Below are 20614 nucleotides of genomic sequence, written 5' to 3'. Positions count from 1 at the left end.
CGACGCCCGCCGGTCGTTCGATCTGCGGGATCGGGGCATCACTTGCCGGTGAACTTTGCCTTTCCGGGCCCGTTCTCGATGAACGACTGCATACCGATCCGGCGGTCCTCGGTGGCGAACAATGCGGCGAAGAGTTGTTCCTCGATCTTCAGACCGGTCGTGAGGTCCACACCGAGTCCTTGGTCGACCGACTTCTTTCCGGCCGCGAGCGCGACCGACGCCGCGTCGCGGAACTGTCCCGCCCATGCCAGTGCGGCGTCGTAGACGTCGTCGGGTGCCACCACCTCGTCGACGAGACCGATCGCGAGCGCTTCCTGTGCGTCGACGAAACGCCCCGTGAAGATCATGTCCTTGGCCTTTGCGGGTCCGACCAGCCGGGCGAGCCGCTGGGTACCGCCGCCACCGGGGATCACACCGAGCAGGATCTCGGGTACGCCGAGCTTCGCGTTGTCCCCGGCGATGCGGCGGTCCGCGCCGAGGGCGACCTCGAGACCACCGCCGAGGGCGTAGCCGGTGACCGCGGCGACCGTGGGCTTCGGGATGTCGGCGACCGATCCGAGCGCGGCCTGCAGCCGCCCGGCGACCTTGCTCATCTCGGCATAGGTCATGTCGTTCATCTCTTTGATGTCCGCGCCCGCGGCGAGCACCTTCGGTCCGCCGTAGATGATGACCGCCTTGACGTCGTCGCGCCGGGTCGCCTCGTCGGCCGCCGCGGCGAGTTCGGACTGCACCTGCCGATTCAGCGCGTTCATCGGCGGTCGATCGAGCCGGATGGTGCCCACGCCGGGATGATCATCGGACGTCTCGAGGGTGACGAACTCTGGCATGGTCGAAGGCTACCGTCTGTATTGCGTGTGCAACCCCGCCGGGGGAGGTCACGGATCTACAGTTGGCTCATGGCGAGGGCCTCGGAAGCCGGTGACCCGGTCGAGTTGGAGGTTGGCGGCCGGACGATCCGTCTGTCCAGCCCCGACCGTGTGTATTTCGCCGAGCGCGGTGAGACGAAACGCGACCTGGCCGATTACTACCTGTCGGTCGGAGACGGGATCGTCCGCGCACTGCGGGACCGGCCCTGCATGCTGCACCGGTTCCCGAAAGGTGTCGACGGCAAGAAGGTGCACCAGAAGAGGATTCCCGCCGGCGCGCCCGACTGGCTGGAAACGGTCGAGCTCTGGTTTCCGCGCTTCGGCCGTACCGCAGACGAACTCTGCGTCACCGAGCTGGCCAGCGTGATCTGGGCCGTCCAGATGTCGACGGTCGAGTTCCATCCCTGGAATTCGCGACGCCGGGACCCCGAATGTCCCGACGAATGGCGTATCGATCTCGATCCCATGCCCGACTGCCCGTTCTCCCGAATCCAGCGGGTCGCCCACGTCGTCGAGGAGGTGCTCGACGAACTCGGCATGCGGGGGTTCCCGAAGACGTCGGGTGGTCGCGGACTGCACATCTACGTCCGGATCGAACCGGAATGGGGCTTCCCGCAGGTCCGCAGCGCAGCGCTCGCCTTTGCGCGAGAGGTCGAACGCCGCGCCCCGGCCGATGTGACGACGAGTTGGTGGCGCAAGGACCGTGATCCCGCCGCCGTGTTCGTCGACTTCAACCAGAACACCCGCGACCACACCATGGCGTCGGCGTACTCGGTGCGCGGAAATCCGCGCGCGACCGTCTCCGCTCCGATCCGGTGGACCGAGATCGACGATGTGGCGCCCGACGATTTCACGATCGCGACGATGCCTGCACGTTTCGCCGAGATCGGCGACCTGCACGCCGAGATCGACGATGTCGCCCACCGGATCGACACCCTGCTGGAGTGGGCCGAACGCGACGACATCGCGGTCGCGGACGACGAAGCATCGGGCGAGGGCATCGTCGACCTCGACTCCCCGGAAGTCACCGATAAGGGTCCGTGATCTCCCGCAGGTCGACGAGACACTGACGGAGATCGTCGAAACGGTTGGCACCCAGGTGTTCTCGCCATTCATTCTCGACGACCTCGACCTCATGGGCAGCGATCTCGCACAGCCTGGCGCCTTGCTCGCTGAGCGTCACGAGCCGGGCGCGACCGTCGGACGGGTCGGGCACCCGCATCAGGTAGCCGGCGGTCTCCAACTGGTCGACGAGACCTCCCGCGGTCTGCTTGGTGATCCCGGCCTGCTCGGCGAGGTCGGTCAGGCGCATCGGTTCGGGCGCCAACCGCTGCATCAGACGCGCCTGGGCGAACGTGATGTCGGCGGCACCGGCCACGGCGATGCGCGCCATCACCCGCGCCTCCGCCGCGCGGTGGGCAACGAACATCAGGACCGCGATGGGCGGGTCGTCGGACATACGTTGACTTTAGTACGAGAACCTGACTAATATAGTCAGGTCGGCTGACCAAATCGAGTCGTGTTGGAGCGGAGGTGGACCATGGAGTCCGATGCCATCTGGGGCCACATCGACGAACAGCGACTGAGCCTTGCCGACCTGATCGAGTCGCTGGGTGCCGATCAGCTCGCGACCCCCTCCCTCTGTTCCGGGTGGACGGTTCGCGACGTCGCGGTGCATCTCACCCATTCCCACACGCGCGCCGGCCGCGTGCTGTTCGAGGCGGCGAAATCGGGATTCCGCTTCGACGCCATGGTCCGTCGCCTGGCGATCGAGGACCGGGCCGATGCGCATACCGTCGCGATCAGGTTGCGGTCGATGGTCGGGTCACGTCGTCACCCGATCGGTACGACCGAGTTGGAACCACTGCTCGACACGCTGGTACACGGGCAGGACATCGCGGTACCCCTCGGCATCGACCGACACATGCCCGCCGACGCGGCAGCGGCGGCCGCACATCGGGTATGGGCGATGCGATTCCCCTTCCACCCACGTCGTGATCACCGGGGCATACGGTTCGTCGCCACCGACTCCGCTCTCGACCTCGGTCACGGACAAGTCGTCGAGGCGCCGACCCGCGACATCCTCATGCTGTTCGCCGGACGAACGGGGGCGGCGGGCGAACTCCTTGACCTGTCTCGATGATGCCCACCGCATTCAGCGGCTGAGGCCGGGCACCGATCGGTCCGCGGCGACGGCGAAGTACCGGTCCGAACCCTCGAACTTCAGACCTGCCAGCCCTGCGCCGGGCGTGACGGACGGTTCGATCGGCTCGATCAGCCGATCTGCTGCGAGCAACTCGGAGACCGAGGCGAACTCCGCCAGATGGTTCAGCTGCGCCCAGGTCGGCGGGAGGAGGGTGTGCTCATTCGCGATCCACGCGTCGAGGGCGGCCCGCGGTGTGGCCCAGGCAGTCACCTCTGCCTCGGTGGTGTGACCATCGGCGGTCTGCCCCTCGGGCAAGGCGGCCAGGAAGAAACGCGTGTCGTAGCGCCGCTTCTCGATGATCGGGGTGATCCAGTGGGCGAGCGGCCGCAAGAGGTCGGCTCGGAGGGCCAACCCCTGCTCACGCAGGAACTCACCCAGCGACAGTGTCTTGTCGACGAGCCGGCCGCGTTGTGTCGCAAACGACTGCGGATCGACCGGGGTGCCGTCTGGACGCGTGGCCAGCAGCACCCCGCACTCCTCGAAGGTCTCACGAACCGCGGCACACACCAGAGCTTGTGCCGTCTTGGCGTCGGTGTGGAACGCGTCGGCCCACCACTGGGCGTCCGGGCCGGTCCAGTCGATGTCGGCGTCCGCATCGCGCGGGTCCACGCCGCCGCCGGGAAAGACGGTCACCCCGCCGGCGAAGGCCATCTGCTTCACCCGGCGCTGGAGGAAGACCTCGACGCCGCGTTCCGAATCACGGACCAACACCACGGTCGCCGCCCCACGCAACGGTGCCGGTTCGGTGGCAGTGGGCTCCGGGGTGGACTCGGATGGGCTCATGGCAGATGCTCCTGTCGGCAGATCACCGTACGACCGTAGCGCGCGGGGATCAGCCCGCCGCTCGGCGATGCCCGCCGGGCCGCCGGGTCCGCCGGGCGAACCACCGGCCGTCGACCTTGCTCAGCGTTATCTGCTGCCGGAACGCCGTCGACAGGTTCTCACTCGTGAGGACATCGTCGAGGAGCCCTTGGGCGACGACCTCCGCCTCGGAGAGCAGCATCACGTGCGTGAACCCGTCGGGGATCTCCTCGACGTGGTGGGTGATCAGGACGATCGCCGGGGCCTCCGGATCGGAAGCCAGCCGGCCGAGGCGATCGACGAGTTCTTCGCGGCCGCCCAGGTCGAGTCCGGCCGCAGGTTCGTCGAGAAGCAGCAGTTCTGGATCGGTCATCAGTGCACGCGCGATCAGGACCCGTTTGCGCTCGCCCTCGGACAAGGTGCCGAACCGGCGGTCGGCGAGGTGCTCGGCACCCAGCGACTCCAGGGATTCGACGGCCTGTGCGCGATCGATGTCGTCGTAGGTCTCACGCCACCGTCCGATGACCGAATAGCCGGCCGAGATCACCACGTCGCTGACGACCTCGTCGGCGGGCACCCGTTCGGCCAGCGCGGCGCTGGAGACGCCGATCCGCGTGGACAGTTCCCGGACCTCCACCTTCCCCAGCGGCTCGTTCAACACGAATGCCGTGCCGGACGTCGGGTGGACCTGCGCGGCCGCCAGCCTCATCAGGGACGTCTTGCCAGCACCGTTCGGACCGATCACCACCCAGCGTTCGTCCAGCTCGACTTGCCACGAGATGGGCCCCACCAGTGTGTTGCCACCACGGACCAGCGTCACCTCGCGGAAATCGACCAACAGGTCCGGATCGGATTCGTACACCTCGTCTTCGGTCGCGTCCGTCACTCCCCTATCGTGCCCTACACCGATGGCCTCCACGTGGAGCCATGCGACACATGCTCGCCGCCAAGGGAATACATCGGGCCGGAATACACCGGGCCGGTGGCGCCTTGACCTCTACATGAGTGTTGATCTGTCCATCCTCGACCTGGCACAGGTCGGCCCCGGCGAAACCGTCCACGACAGCTTTGTCGCGAGCGTCGACATGGCGCAGCGCGCAGAGCGCTGGGGCTTCCGGCGCATCTGGTATGCCGAGCATCACAACATGTCGTCCATCGCATCGGCCGCGCCCGCGGTTCTCATCTCGCATGTGGCCGCACACACCGAGACGATCCGACTCGGCGCCGGCGGCGTGATGCTGCCCAACCACTCCCCGTTGGCGATCGCCGAACAGTTCGGCACCCTCGGCGAGTTGTATCCGGGTCGCATCGATCTCGGACTCGGCCGCGCGCCGGGCGGCGACCAGCAGACCTTCGCGGCGCTCCGCCGCTCGATGGCGTCGGCCGATCGGTTCCCGTCGGACGTGTTGGAACTGCAGGGGTACCTGCGCGGCCAGTCCCGCGTCGAGGGCGTCTCGGCCACGCCGGGAGCCGGCACCGACGTCCCGCTCTACATCCTGGGTTCGTCGCTCTTCGGCGCCCAACTCGCCGCCGCGCTCGGCCTCCCCTATGCGTTCGCGTCCCACTTCGCGCCACAGGCCCTCGAGGAGGCCGTCGCGGTGTACCGGCGCGAGTTCCAGCCATCCGAACAACTCGAGTCGCCGTATGTGATCGCCGGAGTCTGTGTCATCGCCGACGACGACGAGGCGGTCGCCCAGGACCAGCTTCGTCAGGCGAAGCGCCACCGCGTCAACGCACTCTTCGGCCGCGGGCGAAAGTTCACCGACGAGGAGGCCGACATGATCCTGGACATGCCGCAGGGCCGCCAGATCGACTCGATGATGACCTACGCCGGTGTGGGCACGCCTACTCAGGTGCATGACTATCTCGACTGGTTCGCCGGGCACGCGCAGGCCGACGAACTCATCGTCGCGTCGATCGCACCTGACCGCCACATCTGGCGCAACACGTTGGGGCACATCGCACCGGCTGCTGCGCGCACCAGCACGTCCTGAACCACCACGGACCGAAGCACCGCTCGTCGACTCAGACGGGTGGCCGCGCGTGAACGCTCATCGGTCGGCGAGCTCAGCGATCACCGTCACCGATCCTGGTGCGATCTCGGTGAACCCGGCGTCGCGGACCGCGACCGAACGACCTGCCGGCCCGGCGTCGAGCAGGTCTGCCCATCGCCGCGGCGTGGCCCGGCGAACCGCGAGATCACATCCCGCCCTGCGCCATTCACGCGCCTGCGCGACGGTCATCAGCGTGACCGCGAGCATCGCACCGTGACCGACCTGGGCGGCCGTCTTGCCGACGGTCATCTCGAGACCGGGGTTGAGCCAGAGACACACCCCCGCGTCCGGGGCGACGGAATCCACCTGCCCGCCGATCTCCGTTCCCCCGATCTGCAGCCGAGAGATGCGCTTGTCGACGTCGCCGACGCGGCCGGGCACGATCGCGCGCGCCTCGGCCGCTCCGTGCTCGACGGTCACTCCCCAGACCTCCTGCGCCGCCGCCCATTGGGCACCGCGGGCACGGCGGGCGATCTTGCGGATACGCGCATCGCACCAGTCATCCATCGGCGGTGACCACGGCCCGTCGGCACCCGCGCGGTCATCGAGACACAGCATGGCCACCGAACGTGCGGCAGCAGTGAGCAGGTCGGTCCGGTCCGGCGGATCGGCCTTCTCGATCCGGACCACCATCTGCATGGCCAGCACGTCGCCCGGATCATCCGGGTCCTCGCCGCCTCCGACATAACTCACGAGTCGCCGGTAGGCGTCGTCGAAAGGATCCTCGGCGTCGTCCTCGATCGCCGGGTCGGTCATCCCCAGTTCTCTGCCTTCGTCAGGCAGAACGGATGGCCCGAGGGATCCAGCAGCACCCGCCAGGTCTCGCCGGGCTGTTCGGCCGGAACCGTCGCGCCGAGCTCGACACATCGCGCCGCCGCCGCGTCGAGGTCGTCGACGGCCAGATCGAAGTGGAACTGCTTGGAACCGTTGGGGTTCGGCCACGCCGGCGGCACGTAGTCGGGAATCTCACCGAAACCGAGCGCGGCACCTGTCCCGGTCAGCATCGCGTACCCGCTGCCCGACGCGGTGATCTCCCAACCCAGCACCGCCGACCAGAACTCCGACGACACCGTAGCGTCGGCACAATCGAGCGTGACCATGGCCAGGTCACCTACCTTTTGTTCATTCGCCATCGCAACGTCCTTCCCTGTGTGATCCGACAATCCGATCATGCCCCGCACCGACGTCGGTGACTTGAAGGAACACGACACCATGCCGCTCAGCCGAGTGGCACCCGGCGGACGACTCCATCTGCGGCGTCGGCTGCCTCGATCTCATCGCGGGTCACACCCAGGATGAAGAGCACCGCATCGAGGAAGGGGTGGCTCAGGGCTGCGTCGGCGACCTCACGTAGTGCCGGTTTGGCGTTGAAGGCGATGCCCAGTCCGGCCACGCTGAGCATGTCGATGTCGTTGGCGCCGTCGCCGACGGCGATCGTCTGTTCCATCGGAACCCCGACCTGATCGGCGAAGGCCCGCAGCGCCCTGGCCTTGCCCGGCCGGTCGACGACCTCCCCGACCACTCGTCCGGTCAGCTTGCCGTCGACGATCTCCAGGGTGTTGGCCCGGACGAAATCCAGTTCGAGCTCGTGCGCGAGCCCTTCGATGACCTGACGGAATCCACCCGAGACCACACCGCAGTGATAGCCCAGCCGGTGCAGGGTCCGGACGGTGGTCCGCGCACCCGGGGTGAGCTGCAGGGAGCCGGCCACGTCGTCGATCACGCTTGCGTCCAGTCCCGCCAGGACGGCGACCCGCTGATGCAACGACTCCGAGAAATCGAGCTCACCGCGCATGGCGGCCTCCGTGACCGCCGCGACCTCGGCTTCCTTGCCCGCTTTGGCCGCCAGCATCTCGATGACCTCGCCCTGGATGAGCGTCGAGTCGACGTCGAAGACGATGAGACGCTTCGCACGTCGGGCCAGTCCGCCACGTTCGACGGCGATGTCGACCCCGTGGTCGACGGCGACGGCCGCGAGTCCCTTCCGCAACGCCGAGTCGGCGGCGACGTCGTCCCGCTTGGTGCTCACCATCAGTTCCAGCCCGGTGAGCGGATAGTCGGCGACACCACGGATGGAGTCGATGTTGCCGCGCTGGCTGGCCAGCTCGGCGGCAATCGCCCGGAAGGCGCGTGCGGTCACCGGGCTGCCCAACACCACCACCGCGTGGCTCGACGGCCGCCTGGTCCCGGTGTCCGGACCGACCTCGACGATGACGTCGATGCCGACCGAGTCCATGGCCTGCTCGACCACGTCCTGGAGTTCCTCGGGATCTCCCGAGGCAGACACCAGCACACCGAGCGTCAGTCTGCGCCGGATCACCACCTGCTCGACGTCGAGGAGGCTGACCTTCTGACCGGCGAGCGCTCCCATCAGCACCGACGTCACGCCGGGTTTGTCGGGCCCGGTGACGGTGATCAGGACTGTCGTGTCACCCGATTCCTTCGCCACGTGTTCGCGTCTGTGGGCGGTCAGCGGGGGTCCGGATCCCCGGACGCCTCATGGTCGCCGGTGGTGAACGGCGCTCGCCGGATGTGCTCGGCCTCTTCGGTGACCTGCCGGTCACGGCCGTGCTCGTTGTGCCCGGGGCCGACATGGGCCTCCGCGCGCATCCGATCGATCATGTGCGGGTAGTGCAACTCGAAGGCCGGACGCTCCGAACGAATCCGGGGCAGCTCGGTGAAGTTGTGCCGAGGCGGCGGGCAACTGGTCGCCCACTCGAGCGAGTTTCCGAAGCCCCACGGATCGTCGACCGTGACGACCTCGCCGTACCGGTAGCTGCGGAAGACGTTCCACAGGAACGGCAGCGTCGAGAGACCCAGGATGAAGGCACCCAACGTCGACACCATGTTCAGCGTGGTGAACCCGTCGGAGGGCAGGTAGTCGGCGTAACGACGCGGCATGCCCTCGTTGCCCAGCCAGTGCTGCACCAGGAACGTGGTGTGGAAGCCGATGAAGGTCAGCCAGAAGTGGATCTTGCCCAATCGCTCGTCGAGCATGCGCCCGGTCATCTTCGGGAACCAGAAGTAGATGCCGGCGTAGGTGGCGAACACGATGGTTCCGAAGAGCACGTAGTGGAAGTGCGCGACCACGAAGTAGCTGTCCGAGAGGTGGAAGTCCAGCGGGGGGCTGGCGAGCAGCACACCGGTGAGACCACCGAAGAGGAACGTGACGATGAAGCCGACGGAGAACAACATCGGCGTCTCGAACGTCATGTTGCCCTTCCACATCGTGCCTATCCAGTTGAAGAACTTCACACCGGTCGGCACCGCGATGAGGAACGTCATGAACGAGAAGAACGGAAGCAGCACGGCTCCGGTGACGTACATGTGGTGCGCCCACACGGCCACCGACAGCGCGGCGATCGACAGCGTGGCGTACACCAGGCCCGAGTAACCGAAGATCGGCTTGCGGGCGAACACCGGGAACACCTCGGACACGATCCCGAAGAACGGCAGGGCGATGATGTAGACCTCGGGGTGGCCGAAGAACCAGAACAGGTGCTGCCACAGGATGACGCCGCCGTTGGCGGGGTCGTAGAGGTGTGCGCCGAACTGACGGTCGACCTCGAGGCCCATGAGAGCCGCGGTCAACAGCGGGAAGGCGAGCAGGATCAGCACGCTGGTGACGAGGATGTTCCAGGTGAAGATCGGCATCCGGAACATCGTCATGCCCGGAGCGCGCAGACAGACGACCGTTGTCACCATGTTGACGGCGCCGAGGATGGTGCCCAGACCGGAGACGGCCAGACCCATGATCCACATGTCGGCACCGACACCCGGCGAGTGGATCGCATCGGTCAGCGGCGTGTAGGCCGTCCAGCCGAAGTCGGCGGCGCCGCCCGGGGTGAGGAAGCCCGCGACCGCGATCGACGAGCCGAACACGAACAGCCAGAAGCCGAACGCGTTCAACCGCGGGAAGGCGACGTCGGGCGAACCGATCTGCAGGGGCAACACGAAGTTCGCGAAGCCGATGACGATCGGTGTCGCGTACATCAGCAGCATCACCGTGCCGTGCATGGTGAACAACTGGTTGAACTGCTCGGTCGACAAGAACTGCATGCCCGGGTGAGCGAGCTCGCCACGCATCAGCAGGGCCATCAGGCCGCCGATGAGGAAGAACGCAAAGCAGGCGGTGATGTACATCATGCCGATCAACTTGTGATCGGTCGTCGTCAGCAGCTTGTAGATGAACGAGCCCTTGGGCTGGTAGCGCTCCGGAAACGGACGCACTGGTGCCACTTGCGTGGTGGGCTGGTCTACCGCGGTCACAGATCCTCCTCGTTGCGCAACCGATCAGGGCCGGTCAGCTGCCGCTCCCCGCGGTCGCCACATGAACAAAGCGAGCGCTGGTTACTGATCCTAAACCCTCACACGGGCAGTGGCCGAGTGGGTCCTACGATACGTCGTATTCGACGGCCGGGCAGGCCCATAGGCACAGTTCAGGACCCGCTTCGACGACGACGCGCGGACCGCTGGGCGGCGTCGCCGGACGTCTTCGGTGACGTGTCGCGACCGCCCAGGGACCATGGATGGTCCGGTGCTAGCGTGATCGCGTGCATCGCAGCGGCGAAACCCGGTTACAACGGTCGGATCGAAGGGCCCGGGGCATGGCTCGGGTGATCGGGACCATGTCGTCGATCGCCGTCCTGGTGGCCGTCGCCGGATGCAGCGACGACGCACCGCTGACAGATCCCCAGGGTCAGCCGATCTCCACCGTCACCACGCGGGTGGCCGAGGTGAACATCGTCAACGCCGACCGTGACCTCACGCGCACCTGCCTCGCGCCCACCGCACCCGACGACGGTGTCACCGATGTGACACGGATCGTGGTGACAGACCCTGCCTTGCTCGACGCGGTCTGCGCGCTCGGGATCGGGCCCAAGGTCACCGCTGTCGCGGCCGCGCCGGGCAGCGTCCCCGAATATCTCGGCCCCCAACTGGGGGCGGTACCCACCATCGGGTCCACTCCCGGTGCCGACGCCGTGGCCGCCGCGAAGCCCGACGTGGTGCTCGCGACGCCACAGACAGAGGCGGCCGCGAAGGCCTTCGGTGACGCGCGCGTCGCGACGATCGCGCCGGGCGGTTGGAAAGAGCGGTTCCAGGCCGTCGCCGACGCGCTGGGCCGGTCGTCAGCGGGCACACGACTACTCGACGAATTCCACACCGAGACGCAGAAGACCGGGCGTCGTATGGACGCCCAGCACAGCCAGGTCTCACTGGTCCGGTTCACGGGGGATTCCGAGATGATCGCCGGGACGGGCACCTTCGCCGGCCAGATCCTGTCGGAGATCGGGGTACAGCGGCCCGAGCCACAGCGCTCCCTGCGCTCGTTCACCGTCACCGACGAGAACTTCACGGACGCCGACGGCGATCTCATCTACGTGAGCTTCCAGGACGAGCGCGGACTCGAGCACGGAAAAGAGGTGCTGCTGAGCGATCGCTGGCTGGACATGGGTGCGCCGACGTGGAAGCGAGTCCTCTCCGTCGATGACCAGATCTGGTACGGAACGTCCGGCTTGGCGGCCGCCTGGCTGGTGCTCAACGACCTGAAGGGGTCCCTCGATGGCAACTCGTGATCTGGCCGCACAGGCCCGGGAACTGCTCGATCTGCACCGGCCCGGCGACCCAGGGGTGTTTCCGACCGTCTGGGACGCGTGGTCGGCCGGACTCGCGGTCGGCGGCGGCTTCGCGGCGCTCACGGTGGGTAGCCACCCGGTCGCCGACTCGATCGGACGGCCCGACAACGAGGGCATGACGTTCGACGAGTTGCTCACTCGGGTGCGTCAGATCAGCGCCGCGGTCGAGGTGCCACTGTCCATCGACATCGAGTCCGGTTACGCCGAGACACCCGAGCGTCTCATCGACGGACTGCTGGAGGCCGGCGCCGTCGGCCTGAACATCGAGGACACCGTGCACTCCGAGGGGGGTCGTCTCCGCGAGGCCTCCGAACACGCGGACCTGGTCGGCGCATTGCGTGCCGCAGCCGACGCGGCCGGCGTGCCGATGGTCATCAACGCGCGGACGGATCTGTTCCTCAAACAGGTCGGCGACGAGGCCGACCGGGTCGACCGCGCGGTCGCGAGGTTGATCTTGTGCGCCGACGCCGGCGCCAGTTCCCTCTACCCGGTCGGATTCCACACCGACGACGTCCAGCGGCGACTGTGCGCCGAGTTGCCGCTGCCGGTCAACGCCATCGGGAACCCGGCCGACGGTTCCCGCGCGCATTTCGCCGAACTCGGGGTCGGACGCATCAGCTTCGGACCGCTCTGGCAGATGAGCCTCGCGCAGCGGGCGACGGATCTGCTCGCCGACTGGCGTTGACCATCTGCCGTCCCCGGTTGACGGTCGACCTGCACCTCATGGCCGACGCTAGGGTGGTCATGATCCTCGATGCCTCTCGATTCACCACGAAATAGGTCGACCGCGAGCTCGACCGCGGACCCCTCCCCGACCCTGCCCCTGCACGCGCTCTGGCGGCCGGGCATCGGTCTTGCGCTGTGGTGGGCGCCGGGCGGCTGCCATGGCGACCTGCCTGAAACGCTCGCCGACCACCTGGCCCGACGACGCGCTCGTCGGGAACTGGCGATCATCGGTGCATCCGGGGGGCGTGAGTTCGTCCCGACGATGACACTCGGCGCCGCTTCCGGTGTGGCGTTCCTCGATCTCACCCGACCGCAAACCGTCAGTGGCGAGATCCGCTGGTACCGGTACCTGCTCGACGGTGTACGAGCCAACGTCGCCGCCGGTGCCGTCGCCCCGGGCGTCGCCGAGATCGACGGTGAGCCGATGCTGCGATGGCAGCCCGTTCCGACCTCCTCCTGGCAGAGCTGGATGGCCGTCGTCTCCGCCACCGCACCGGCACTGGTGACGGAGAACGGCGGTATAGATGCGATCACCGATCTGCTCGGGGAACTCGTCGACCACGAATGCCGCGCACGGTTGGCGTCCGCCGGACGCACCACCGTCGAGGGACAGGCATCCGAATGGCTGGTGCGCGCACTGCTCCCCGACCCGCCGGAGCTCGACGCTGATCGCCGCGCACGACTGCGAAGCGCGTCCGCCTCCTGGACGCACTGGAACAATGCTGCTCCACAAGATGATTCCGCCATCGTGCTGCGCCTGCACGAGCCGGAGGACGAGCCCGTCGACGAGTTCGGGTCCGGTGGCCCCGGCACCGCCCTGTGGCGGTTGGAGGTGTGCCGACGGGCATCCGATGGCCAGATCCTGCAGGTGATACCGCATCGACTTGACGGACATGAGCTCGATCGGGTGACCACCGGGCTCGCGGCCGCCGTACGGGCCTTCCCCGAGTTGTCACAGGCGGAGCCGGACCGGCACACCCTCGACTTCCTGCTGACCACTCCGATGGTGGAGAAGCTCTTCGCCGGTGGCGCCGCCCTCCTGACCGACGCCGGTTGTCCGGTGCTGCTCCCCGCACGATCGCCGAAGTGCGTCCGGCGCTGGGGTTGCGCGCACGGCCGGTGGCGACCAGCAGCGGCCGGGCCGCGCAGATCGGGGTGGCCGAGGTCGGCGAGTTCGAGTGGCGTCTGGCCCTCGGCGACGACCCGGCCGCCCAGACCCTGTCCGACGCCGACCTGGCCGACCTCGCCCGCCGGCAGGGTGACCTGGTGAAGATCCGCGGGGTCTGGGTACGCGCCGAGGGCGGCGCCCTCACCAGGGCGGCCGCGTTCGTCGTCGCGCAGCGCGCTCTGGCAGCGTCGGACCAGCCGGCGGACATGGGTGCACTCTTCAATCTCGTCGTCGACACGGTTCCCGTCCCCGTGACATCGATCGAGGGACTCTCCTGGCTCGACGACATCGCCAACGGTGGGACGCTACGACCCACGCCGATCACCGTCCCCCCGTCGCTGCGCGCCGAGCTCCGGCCCTATCAGCAACGCGGTCTGGACTGGCTCCACCACCTGACCACCCACCGCATCGGCGGGGTCCTCGCCGACGACATGGGCCTCGGAAAGACCGTGCAGGTGATCGCGCTGCTGTGCCACGAGCAGGAGACGGACACCGACACCGCCGCCCGTCGGCCGACGCTGATCATCTGTCCGATGTCGGTGGTGGGCAACTGGGAGCGTGAGATCGCCCGCTTCGCCCCCGATCTGCGGGTGGCGGTCCATCACGGGACCACCCGGACCGCCGGCAGTGGTTTCGGGGCGGTTCACGCCGGCGCCGACGTCGTGCTCACCACCTTCGCCATCGCGACGCGCGACCGCGACCTGCTCAGTGCTCATCGATGGAGGCGCGTCGTCGTCGATGAGGCGCAGCACGTCAAGAACGTCGCCACCAAGGCGGCCAAGGCGATTCGCGCGGTCCCGGCGGACCATCGCATCGCGCTGACCGGGACCCCCGTCGAGAATCGGCTCGAGGACCTGCGCGCGGTGATCGATCTGGTCAACCCCGGGCTCCTCGGTTCTGCGTCCCGTTTTCGGGCGAGATTCGCCGAACCCATCGAGCGTGACCGGGACCCGGCCGCGGTCCGCAGGCTGAGCGCGCTCACCCGTCCGTTCATCCTGCGCCGGGAGAAGACGGACCCGACCATCATCTCGGACCTGCCAGAGAAGACCGACATCACCGTCCGGGCCAATCTGACCGTCGAGCAGGCCGCGTTGTACCGTGCGGTCATCGACGAGCTCATGGACGCGTTGCGGAGCAAGCAGCAGCGGACCATCCGGCGACGGAACATCCTGGCCGCTCTGACCCGCCTGAAACAGGTCTGCAACCATCCCGCGCACTACCTCGCCGACGGCTCGGATCTGTTGCGCCGCAACCGGCATCGCTCCGGCAAGGTCGAGTTGCTGGTGGACATCCTGACCACGGCTGCCGCCGAAGGCGATCAGGCGCTGGTGTTCACCCAGTTCGCCGCCTTCGGTGATCTGTTGTCGGAATGGCTGGCGCCCTACCTCGGTGAGCCCGTACCGGTGCTGCATGGAGGACGTACCCGCCGTGAGCGCGATCAGATGGTCGCCCGGTTCCAGGGCGGCGACGGACCGCCCGCGATGATCGCCACCCTGAAGGCCGGCGGCACCGGCCTGAACCTCACGGCGGCCAATCACGTGGTGCACATCGACCGTTGGTGGAATCCCGCGGTCGAAGACCAGGCGACCGACCGCGCCTACCGGATCGGACAACAGCAGCGTGTGCAGGTCCATCGGTTCCTCTGCGTGGGCACGCTCGAGGAACGGATCGACGAGATGATCTCGGCGAAGCGCGAACTCTCCCGGTTGACCGTCAGCTCCGGCGAGAACTGGCTGTCCGACCTCGGCAACGACGAACTCTTCGACCTGTTCCGCCTGCGCGACGATGCGGTGAGCGAATGAGCCGGGGCAGCGAGCGCCGGGTCGGGGGACGTCTCGGCTCCACTCGCGGATACGGCCTGAGCCGGTGGGGACGCGCGTTTGTCGACGTGGTGGAGGGTGTGCACTCCGGCGATGCTGACCGGCGGCGGATCACCCAGGCCCGCCGCTACTTTCGGGATCACCATGCCGAGCGTCTACAGATCTCGGACGCCGTGGTGACGGCTGCGGTACGGGGCAGTCAGCTCGATCCGTTCGAGGTGACGCTCACCATGCGACCCATCGACGTGCCGACGGTCATCGCCCTGCTCCGGGCTCGTGATGCCACGGGTGACCTGATGGCGCTCGCCCGCGGCGAACAGCCCAGTGCGGTGGGCGAACTGCTGCTGCCCACCGAATCTGCCGATATCGCCGCAGACTGCACATGTCCCGACGAATCACCTCGCTGCATCCATGTGTTGTGCGTCGCCTATGAGGTGGCGGCCGAGATCGACCGCAGCGCGGTCACCGTGCTGACGGTCATGGGCACGGACCTGGCCACGTTGCTGTCTGCCGCGACCGAGGTGGGACGGGCGGGTTCGGCCGACGATGCGACACCGCGCGATCAGGCGCCGGCACCCGTAGTCGACTTCTATGGCACCAACGCAGTGCTGCCACCCCTGCCGAACCCGCCGCGGCGCAACCCACTCATGGATCTCGACGCCGATGCTCTACGCAAGGCACTGCGCGCTTCCGGCGTCGCACCCGCCGACGTCGGCGAGACCCTCGATCTGCTAGACGAGCTCTACGAGCTGTTGCGCGACAGCGACCACTGACCGTTTCGTAGCACGAATCCGCGGCCGGCGCGGACTCGTGCTACGAAATCGATTGAGGGACTAGAAGTCCCAGTCCTCGTCCTCGGTGTTGACGGCCTTGCCGATCACATACGAGCTACCCGATCCGGAGAAGAAGTCATGGTTCTCGTCGGCGTTCGGCGACAGCGCGGACAGGATCGCGGGGTTCACGTCGGTTTCGTCCCGCGGGAACATCGCCTCGTAACCCAGGTTCATCAGGGCCTTGTTGGCGTTGTAGCGCAGGAACTTCTTGACATCCTCGCTGAGCCCGACCTCGTCGTAGAGGGCCTCGGTGTAATCGGACTCGTTGTCGTAGAGCTCGAACAGCAACTCGAAGGTGTAGTCCTTCAGTTCCTGTCGGCGCTCCGGGCTCTGCACCTCGAGTCCGCGCTGGTACTTGTAGCCGATGTAGTACCCGTGCACTGCCTCGTCGCGGATGATCAGGCGAATGAGGTCGGCGGTGTTGGTGAGCTTGGCACGGCTCGACCAGTACATCGGAAGATAGAAGCCCGAATAGAAGAGGAACGACTCGAGCAGCGTCGAGGCGACCTTGCGCTTGAGCGGATCCTCGCCACGGTAATAGTCCATGACGATCTGCGCCTTGCGCTGTAGGTGCTCGCTCTCCTCCGACCAGCGGAACGCCTCGTCGATCTCCTTGGTGGAGCACAACGTGGAGAAGATCGAGCTGTAGCTCTTGGCGTGCACCGACTCCATGAAGGCGATGTTGGTGAGCACCGCCTCCTCGTGCGGGGTGGTGGCGTCCGGGATCAACGAGACCGCACCGACAGTGCCCTGGATGGTGTCGAGCAGGGTCAGACCCGTGAACACCCGCATGGTGAGCTGCTTCTCGTACTCGGTCAGCGTGTTCCACGACGGGATGTCATTGGAGACCGGAACCTTCTCGGGCAACCAGAAGTTGCCGGTGAGGCGATCCCACACCTCGGCGTCCTTCTCGTCGGGAACCCGGTTCCAGTTGATGGCGGAGACGCGGCTCACCAGCTTGATGGGCGCTCCGTCGGCGGGGCTGTGGCTTTCGGTGGAGGTCATCGGATCATCCCTTGGTGAGTGCGGAGAAGTGTCGGGCGGCAGGGAAACTCACAGCATGCAACTGACGCAGCCCTCCACCTCGGTACCCTCCAACGCCAACTGACGCAGACGGATGTAGTACAGCGTCTTGATCCCCTTGCGCCATGCGTAGATCTGCGCCTTGTTGACGTCCCGGGTACTGGCGGTGTCCTTGAAGAACAGCGTCAGACTCAGTCCCTGGTCGACGTGCTGCGTCGCGGCCGCGTAGGTGTCGATGATCTTCTCGTACCCGATCTCGTACGCATCCTGGTAGTACTCCAGGTTGTCGTTGGTCATGTAGGGCGCCGGGTAGTAGACGCGACCGATCTTGCCTTCCTTGCGGATCTCGACCTTGGCGGCCACCGGGTGGATCGAGCTCGTCGAGTGGTTGATGTAGCTGATCGAACCGGTCGGCGGAACGGCCTGCAGGTTCTGGTTGTAGATGCCGTCGCGCTGCACGGCCTCCTTCAGCTCCCGCCAGTCGTCTTGGCTCGGGATGTGAATCCCGGCCTCGCCGAACAGGTCCCGGACCTTCTGGGTCTCGGGCTCCCACGACTTGGTGATGTACTTGTCGAAGAACTCGCCACTGGCGTACGCGGAGCGCTCGAAACCGGCGAACGGTCGACCGCGTTCCCGTGCGATCCGGTTCGACGCACGCAAGGCGTGGAAGAGCACTGTGTAGAAGTAGATGTTGGTGAAGTCGACACCCTCGTCACTGCCGTAGAAGATCCGCTCACGTGCGAGATAGCCGTGCAGGTTCATCTGCCCGAGGCCGATCGCGTGGGAGTCGTTGTTGCCCTTCTCGATCGACGGGACCGAGGTGATCGCGGTCTGATCACTGACCGCGGTCAGCCCTCGGATCGCGGTCTCGATGGTCTGACCGATGTCCGGCGAATCCATCGTCTTGGCAATGTTCAGCGAGCCCAGGTTGCACGAGATGTCTTTACCCACGTGCGAATAGGACAGATCGTCGTTGAAGGTGGATGCCGTCGAGACCTGCAAGATCTCCGAGCAGAGGTTCGAATGCGTGATCTTGCCGTCGATCGGGTTCGCACGGTTCACCGTGTCCTCGAACATGATGTAGGGATAGCCCGACTCGAACTGGAGCTCGGCGAGCGTCTGGAAGAACTCGCGCGCCTTGATCTTGGTCTTACGGATTCGACGGTCCTCGACCATCTCGTGGTACTTGTCCGTGACGTTGACGTCGGCGAACGGGACGCCGTAGACGCGTTCGACGTCGTACGGGCTGAACAGGTACATGTCGTCGTTGTCTTTGGCGAGCCGGAAGGTGATGTCGGGGATCACCACGCCGAGCGACAGCGTCTTGATGCGGATCTTCTCGTCCGCATTCTCCCGCTTGGTGTCGAGGAAGCGATAGATGTCCGGGTGATGGGCGTGCAGGTACACCGCTCCGGCACCCTGGCGAGCGCCGAGCTGATTTGCGTAGGAGAACGAGTCCTCGAGCAGCTTCATGATCGGGATGACGCCCGAGCTCTGGTTCTCGATCTTCTTGATCGGCGCTCCGTGCTCACGAATGTTGCTGAGCAACAAGGCGACTCCGCCGCCGCGCTTGGAGAGCTGCAACGCCGAGTTGATCGACCGGCCGATCGACTCCATGTTGTCCTCGATGCGCAGCAGGAAGCACGAGACCGGCTCGCCCCGCTGCTTCTTACCCGAGTTGAGGAAGGTCGGGGTCGCCGGCTGGAAGCGGCCCTCGATGATCTCGTCGACGAGATTGCGCGCCAGGGCCGTGTCACCGTCGGCCAGCGTGAGCGCGACCATGCACACGCGGTCCTCGAACCGCTCGAGGTAACGCTTGCCGTCGAAGGTCTTGAGCGTATAGCTCGTGTAGTACTTGAACGCTCCCAGGAAGGTCGGGAACCGGAACTTCTTCGAATACGCGTGGCCGAACAGGAGTTTCACGAACTCGCGGTCGTATCGCTCCAGGACCTGCGGCTCGTAGTAGTTCTCCTCGACGAGGTAGTCGAGCTTCTCGTCGAGGTCGTGGAAGAAGACGGTGTTCTGGTTGACGTGCTGCAGGAAGTACTGGTGGGCGGCCTCGCGATCCTTGTCGAACTGGATCTTGCCGTCCACGTCGTACAGATTGAGCATCGCGTTGAGGGCGTGGTAGTCGAGTTCGCCGGGCTCGTGGCCGGCGGGCCCCGAGTGGATGCCCGACTGGCTGGCGGACGCGGTGTCGGAGACGGGGGCGGCGGTTGGCGACACGAAAGACTCCTGGCAGTTGGGTGTTCTTATGAGAAAAAGCTACTCGGCGGGTCAGACAGACTCAGGCGCGTGCGGCACTGAACTCTGCGTGCCGCGGATCGGTGAACGCGGGGCCACGGACGAAGTCCGCCAGCCCCGCACGCACCCGTTCGACGTCGTCGGCGGTGCCCATCAGCTCGAACCGGTACAGATACGGCACCACGCATTTGCGCGAGATGATGTCGCCGGCGTGACAGAACTCCTCACCGAAGTTCGTGTTGCCGGCGGCGATGACACCCCGGATCAATGACCGGTTGTGGGTGTCGTTGAGGAACTTGATGACCTGTTTCGGCACGTAACCGGACCGGTCCCCGGTGGCCTTGCCGCCACCGTAGGTGGGTGTGATCAGGACAAACGGCTCGTCTACGTGAATTCCACCGGGACCCGCCGGCACATCGGCGCCCGCGCCCCCGTGCACCGGGATGCGCGCGCTGCGCATCCCCAGCTTCTCGACGAACCGGTGGGTGTTCTCCGAGACGGACGAGAAGTAGACGAGCAACGGCGACTCATGTGATACGCCTGCCATCGTCCACCTCCCGTCAGTTCGTCTCTCCGCCATGTGGTGGCTGCGACTCCGGTGCTGTCGACCTCTGGCGCGGTCCACGATCCGGCTTCCCCGTCGGATCGAGCGACGCACTCCCGGTGATCAGGCAGCGGCGACGGCCAGCGCCTTGATGCGATCAGGACGGAAACCCGACCAGTGATCGTCACCGACCACCACCACCGGCGCCTGCAGGTACCCCAACGCCATCACATAGTCGCGGGCCTCGGTGTCCTCGCTGATGTCGACGACATCGTAGGACAGGCCCTGCTTGTCGAGTGCCTTGTAGGTCGCGTTGCACTGAACACATGCCGGCTTGGTGTAGACGGTGATGGCCATCGAAGATTCTCCTTGCTGGATCAGGCTGCTGTATCTGGCTGCGTGCTGGATCGTGTCGGTGTACGCGGTCCTGGTGATCACCAGAGGGTGATCCGAGGTGGTGCCGTCGTGCCACCGGGTCGTCGTGTCGCGGTCTGCTTGCCATGGCCGGCTCGGGTCCGAGAACCTCTGCCGCTCGCTCCTCAGGGAGCGAACCCGCCGCCCCGATCAGCGCCGATCGTCGTCTCCATGACGTTCAACACCAGACCCGGGCGGGCACTTTCCCAACGTGAAGAAAGTGATGCAGGTCACCGCCCTCATGGCTTCTTTCGCGCGGTCACACCGGTCTACGACGTC

18 protein-coding genes and 1 pseudogene are annotated in these 20614 nt (G+C 66.5%); 7 read left to right on the top strand and 12 right to left on the bottom strand.

What is annotated here, in order from left to right; all coding sequences use genetic code 11:
- Positions 1 to 38: 38 nt before the first annotated feature.
- Positions 39 to 827, bottom strand: coding sequence for an enoyl-CoA hydratase-related protein (locus GTV32_RS01000; RefSeq protein WP_161058574.1), 789 nt, complete (start codon positions 825 to 827; stop codon positions 39 to 41).
- Between the two features lie 69 nt (positions 828 to 896).
- Here GTV32_RS01000 and ligD point away from each other — a divergent pair, with 69 nt between their 5' ends.
- Complete coding sequence (gene ligD / locus GTV32_RS00995; protein WP_161058573.1) at positions 897 to 1910, top strand: non-homologous end-joining DNA ligase; 1014 nt, start codon at positions 897 to 899, stop codon at positions 1908 to 1910.
- On the opposite strand, the gene GTV32_RS00990 is transcribed toward ligD, so the two are convergent.
- Complete coding sequence (locus tag GTV32_RS00990; RefSeq protein ID WP_161058572.1) at positions 1891 to 2325, bottom strand: MarR family transcriptional regulator; 435 nt, start codon at positions 2323 to 2325, stop codon at positions 1891 to 1893. The two genes, ligD and GTV32_RS00990, sit on opposite strands and share 20 nt — an antisense overlap.
- 81 nt (positions 2326 to 2406) lie before the next feature.
- Between GTV32_RS00990 and GTV32_RS00985 the strand changes: the two genes are divergently transcribed.
- A complete protein-coding gene (locus GTV32_RS00985; RefSeq protein WP_161058571.1) occupies positions 2407 to 3009 on the top strand; it encodes a maleylpyruvate isomerase family mycothiol-dependent enzyme in 603 nt (200 codons plus the stop codon).
- Between the two features lie 12 nt (positions 3010 to 3021).
- Here the strand turns inward: GTV32_RS00985 and GTV32_RS00980 are convergent, their stop codons facing one another.
- Both GTV32_RS00980 and GTV32_RS00975 read right to left on the bottom strand, forming a co-directional pair.
- Positions 3022 to 3855, bottom strand: coding sequence for an NUDIX domain-containing protein (locus GTV32_RS00980; RefSeq protein ID WP_161058570.1), 834 nt, complete (start codon positions 3853 to 3855; stop codon positions 3022 to 3024).
- 49 nt (positions 3856 to 3904) lie between these two features.
- A complete protein-coding gene (locus GTV32_RS00975) occupies positions 3905 to 4735 on the bottom strand; it encodes an ABC transporter ATP-binding protein (RefSeq protein WP_161062264.1) in 831 nt (276 codons plus the stop codon).
- A 139-nt stretch (positions 4736 to 4874) separates the two neighbouring features.
- On the opposite strand from GTV32_RS00975, the gene GTV32_RS00970 reads away from it, so the two are divergent.
- Positions 4875 to 5867 (top strand): LLM class flavin-dependent oxidoreductase, encoded by a 993-nt coding sequence (locus GTV32_RS00970; RefSeq protein WP_161058569.1) that lies wholly within the window; start codon positions 4875 to 4877, stop codon positions 5865 to 5867.
- 57 nt (positions 5868 to 5924) lie between these two features.
- Here the strand turns inward: GTV32_RS00970 and GTV32_RS00965 are convergent, their stop codons facing one another.
- From GTV32_RS00965 to ctaD, 4 genes are all read right to left on the bottom strand, one after another.
- Positions 5925 to 6683, bottom strand: a complete 759-nt coding sequence (locus GTV32_RS00965) for a peptidyl-tRNA hydrolase (RefSeq protein ID WP_161058568.1) — start codon at positions 6681 to 6683, stop codon at positions 5925 to 5927.
- Positions 6680 to 7060, bottom strand: a complete 381-nt coding sequence (locus GTV32_RS00960; protein ID WP_161058567.1) for a VOC family protein — start codon at positions 7058 to 7060, stop codon at positions 6680 to 6682. Before GTV32_RS00960 ends, GTV32_RS00965 begins: the two co-directional genes overlap by 4 nt.
- An 86-nt stretch (positions 7061 to 7146) precedes the next feature.
- Positions 7147 to 8376: a phosphoserine phosphatase SerB gene (gene serB / locus GTV32_RS00955; protein ID WP_161058566.1), complete on the bottom strand. Its 1230-nt coding sequence runs from the start codon at positions 8374 to 8376 to the stop codon at positions 7147 to 7149.
- A 20-nt stretch (positions 8377 to 8396) separates the two neighbouring features.
- On the bottom strand, positions 8397 to 10196 hold the full coding sequence (gene ctaD / locus GTV32_RS00950; protein ID WP_161058565.1) for a cytochrome c oxidase subunit I: 1800 nt from the start codon (positions 10194 to 10196) through the stop codon (positions 8397 to 8399).
- Positions 10197 to 10534: 338 nt separating this feature from the next.
- Between ctaD and GTV32_RS00945 the strand changes: the two genes are divergently transcribed.
- The 4 genes and pseudogenes from GTV32_RS00945 to GTV32_RS00930 all read left to right on the top strand — a co-directional run bounded on the left by GTV32_RS00945 (position 10535) and on the right by GTV32_RS00930 (position 16050).
- Positions 10535 to 11503, top strand: coding sequence for an ABC transporter substrate-binding protein (locus tag GTV32_RS00945; protein WP_237421462.1), 969 nt, complete (start codon positions 10535 to 10537; stop codon positions 11501 to 11503).
- Entirely contained in the window at positions 11490 to 12248 is a 759-nt protein-coding gene (locus GTV32_RS00940; RefSeq protein ID WP_161058564.1) for an isocitrate lyase/phosphoenolpyruvate mutase family protein, read from the top strand. Before GTV32_RS00945 ends, GTV32_RS00940 begins: the two co-directional genes overlap by 14 nt.
- Positions 12249 to 12317: 69 nt before the next feature.
- Positions 12318 to 15259: pseudogene (locus GTV32_RS00935) on the top strand (SNF2-related protein).
- Positions 15256 to 16050 carry a hypothetical protein gene (locus tag GTV32_RS00930; RefSeq protein WP_161058563.1) on the top strand — a complete coding sequence of 265 codons (795 nt, stop codon included), beginning with the start codon at positions 15256 to 15258 and terminating at the stop codon, positions 16048 to 16050. The pseudogene GTV32_RS00935 and the gene GTV32_RS00930 overlap by 4 nt, the downstream one beginning before the upstream one ends.
- A gap of 60 nt (positions 16051 to 16110) precedes the next feature.
- On the opposite strand, the gene nrdF is transcribed toward GTV32_RS00930, so the two are convergent.
- The 4 genes from nrdF to GTV32_RS00910 all read right to left on the bottom strand — a co-directional run bounded on the left by nrdF (position 16111) and on the right by GTV32_RS00910 (position 20278).
- On the bottom strand, positions 16111 to 17115 hold the full coding sequence (nrdF, locus tag GTV32_RS00925) for a class 1b ribonucleoside-diphosphate reductase subunit beta (RefSeq protein ID WP_161058562.1): 1005 nt from the start codon (positions 17113 to 17115) through the stop codon (positions 16111 to 16113).
- 48 nt (positions 17116 to 17163) lie between these two features.
- On the bottom strand, positions 17164 to 19359 hold the full coding sequence (gene nrdE, locus GTV32_RS00920; protein ID WP_161058561.1) for a class 1b ribonucleoside-diphosphate reductase subunit alpha: 2196 nt from the start codon (positions 19357 to 19359) through the stop codon (positions 17164 to 17166).
- Between the two features lie 61 nt (positions 19360 to 19420).
- Positions 19421 to 19924: a class Ib ribonucleoside-diphosphate reductase assembly flavoprotein NrdI gene (gene nrdI / locus GTV32_RS00915; RefSeq protein WP_161058560.1), complete on the bottom strand. Its 504-nt coding sequence runs from the start codon at positions 19922 to 19924 to the stop codon at positions 19421 to 19423.
- A gap of 120 nt (positions 19925 to 20044) precedes the next feature.
- The gene (locus GTV32_RS00910) at positions 20045 to 20278 is read right to left on the bottom strand and encodes a redoxin NrdH (RefSeq protein ID WP_161058559.1); all 234 of its coding nucleotides are present in this window, start codon (positions 20276 to 20278) and stop codon (positions 20045 to 20047) included.
- Positions 20279 to 20614 lie beyond the last annotated feature (336 nt).

Source organism: Gordonia sp. SID5947 (assembly GCF_009862785.1).
GTDB lineage: Bacteria > Actinomycetota > Actinomycetes > Mycobacteriales > Mycobacteriaceae > Gordonia.
The sequence above is the reverse complement of the archived record's forward strand: the minus strand, read 5'-3'. Positions and strand labels throughout refer to the sequence as shown.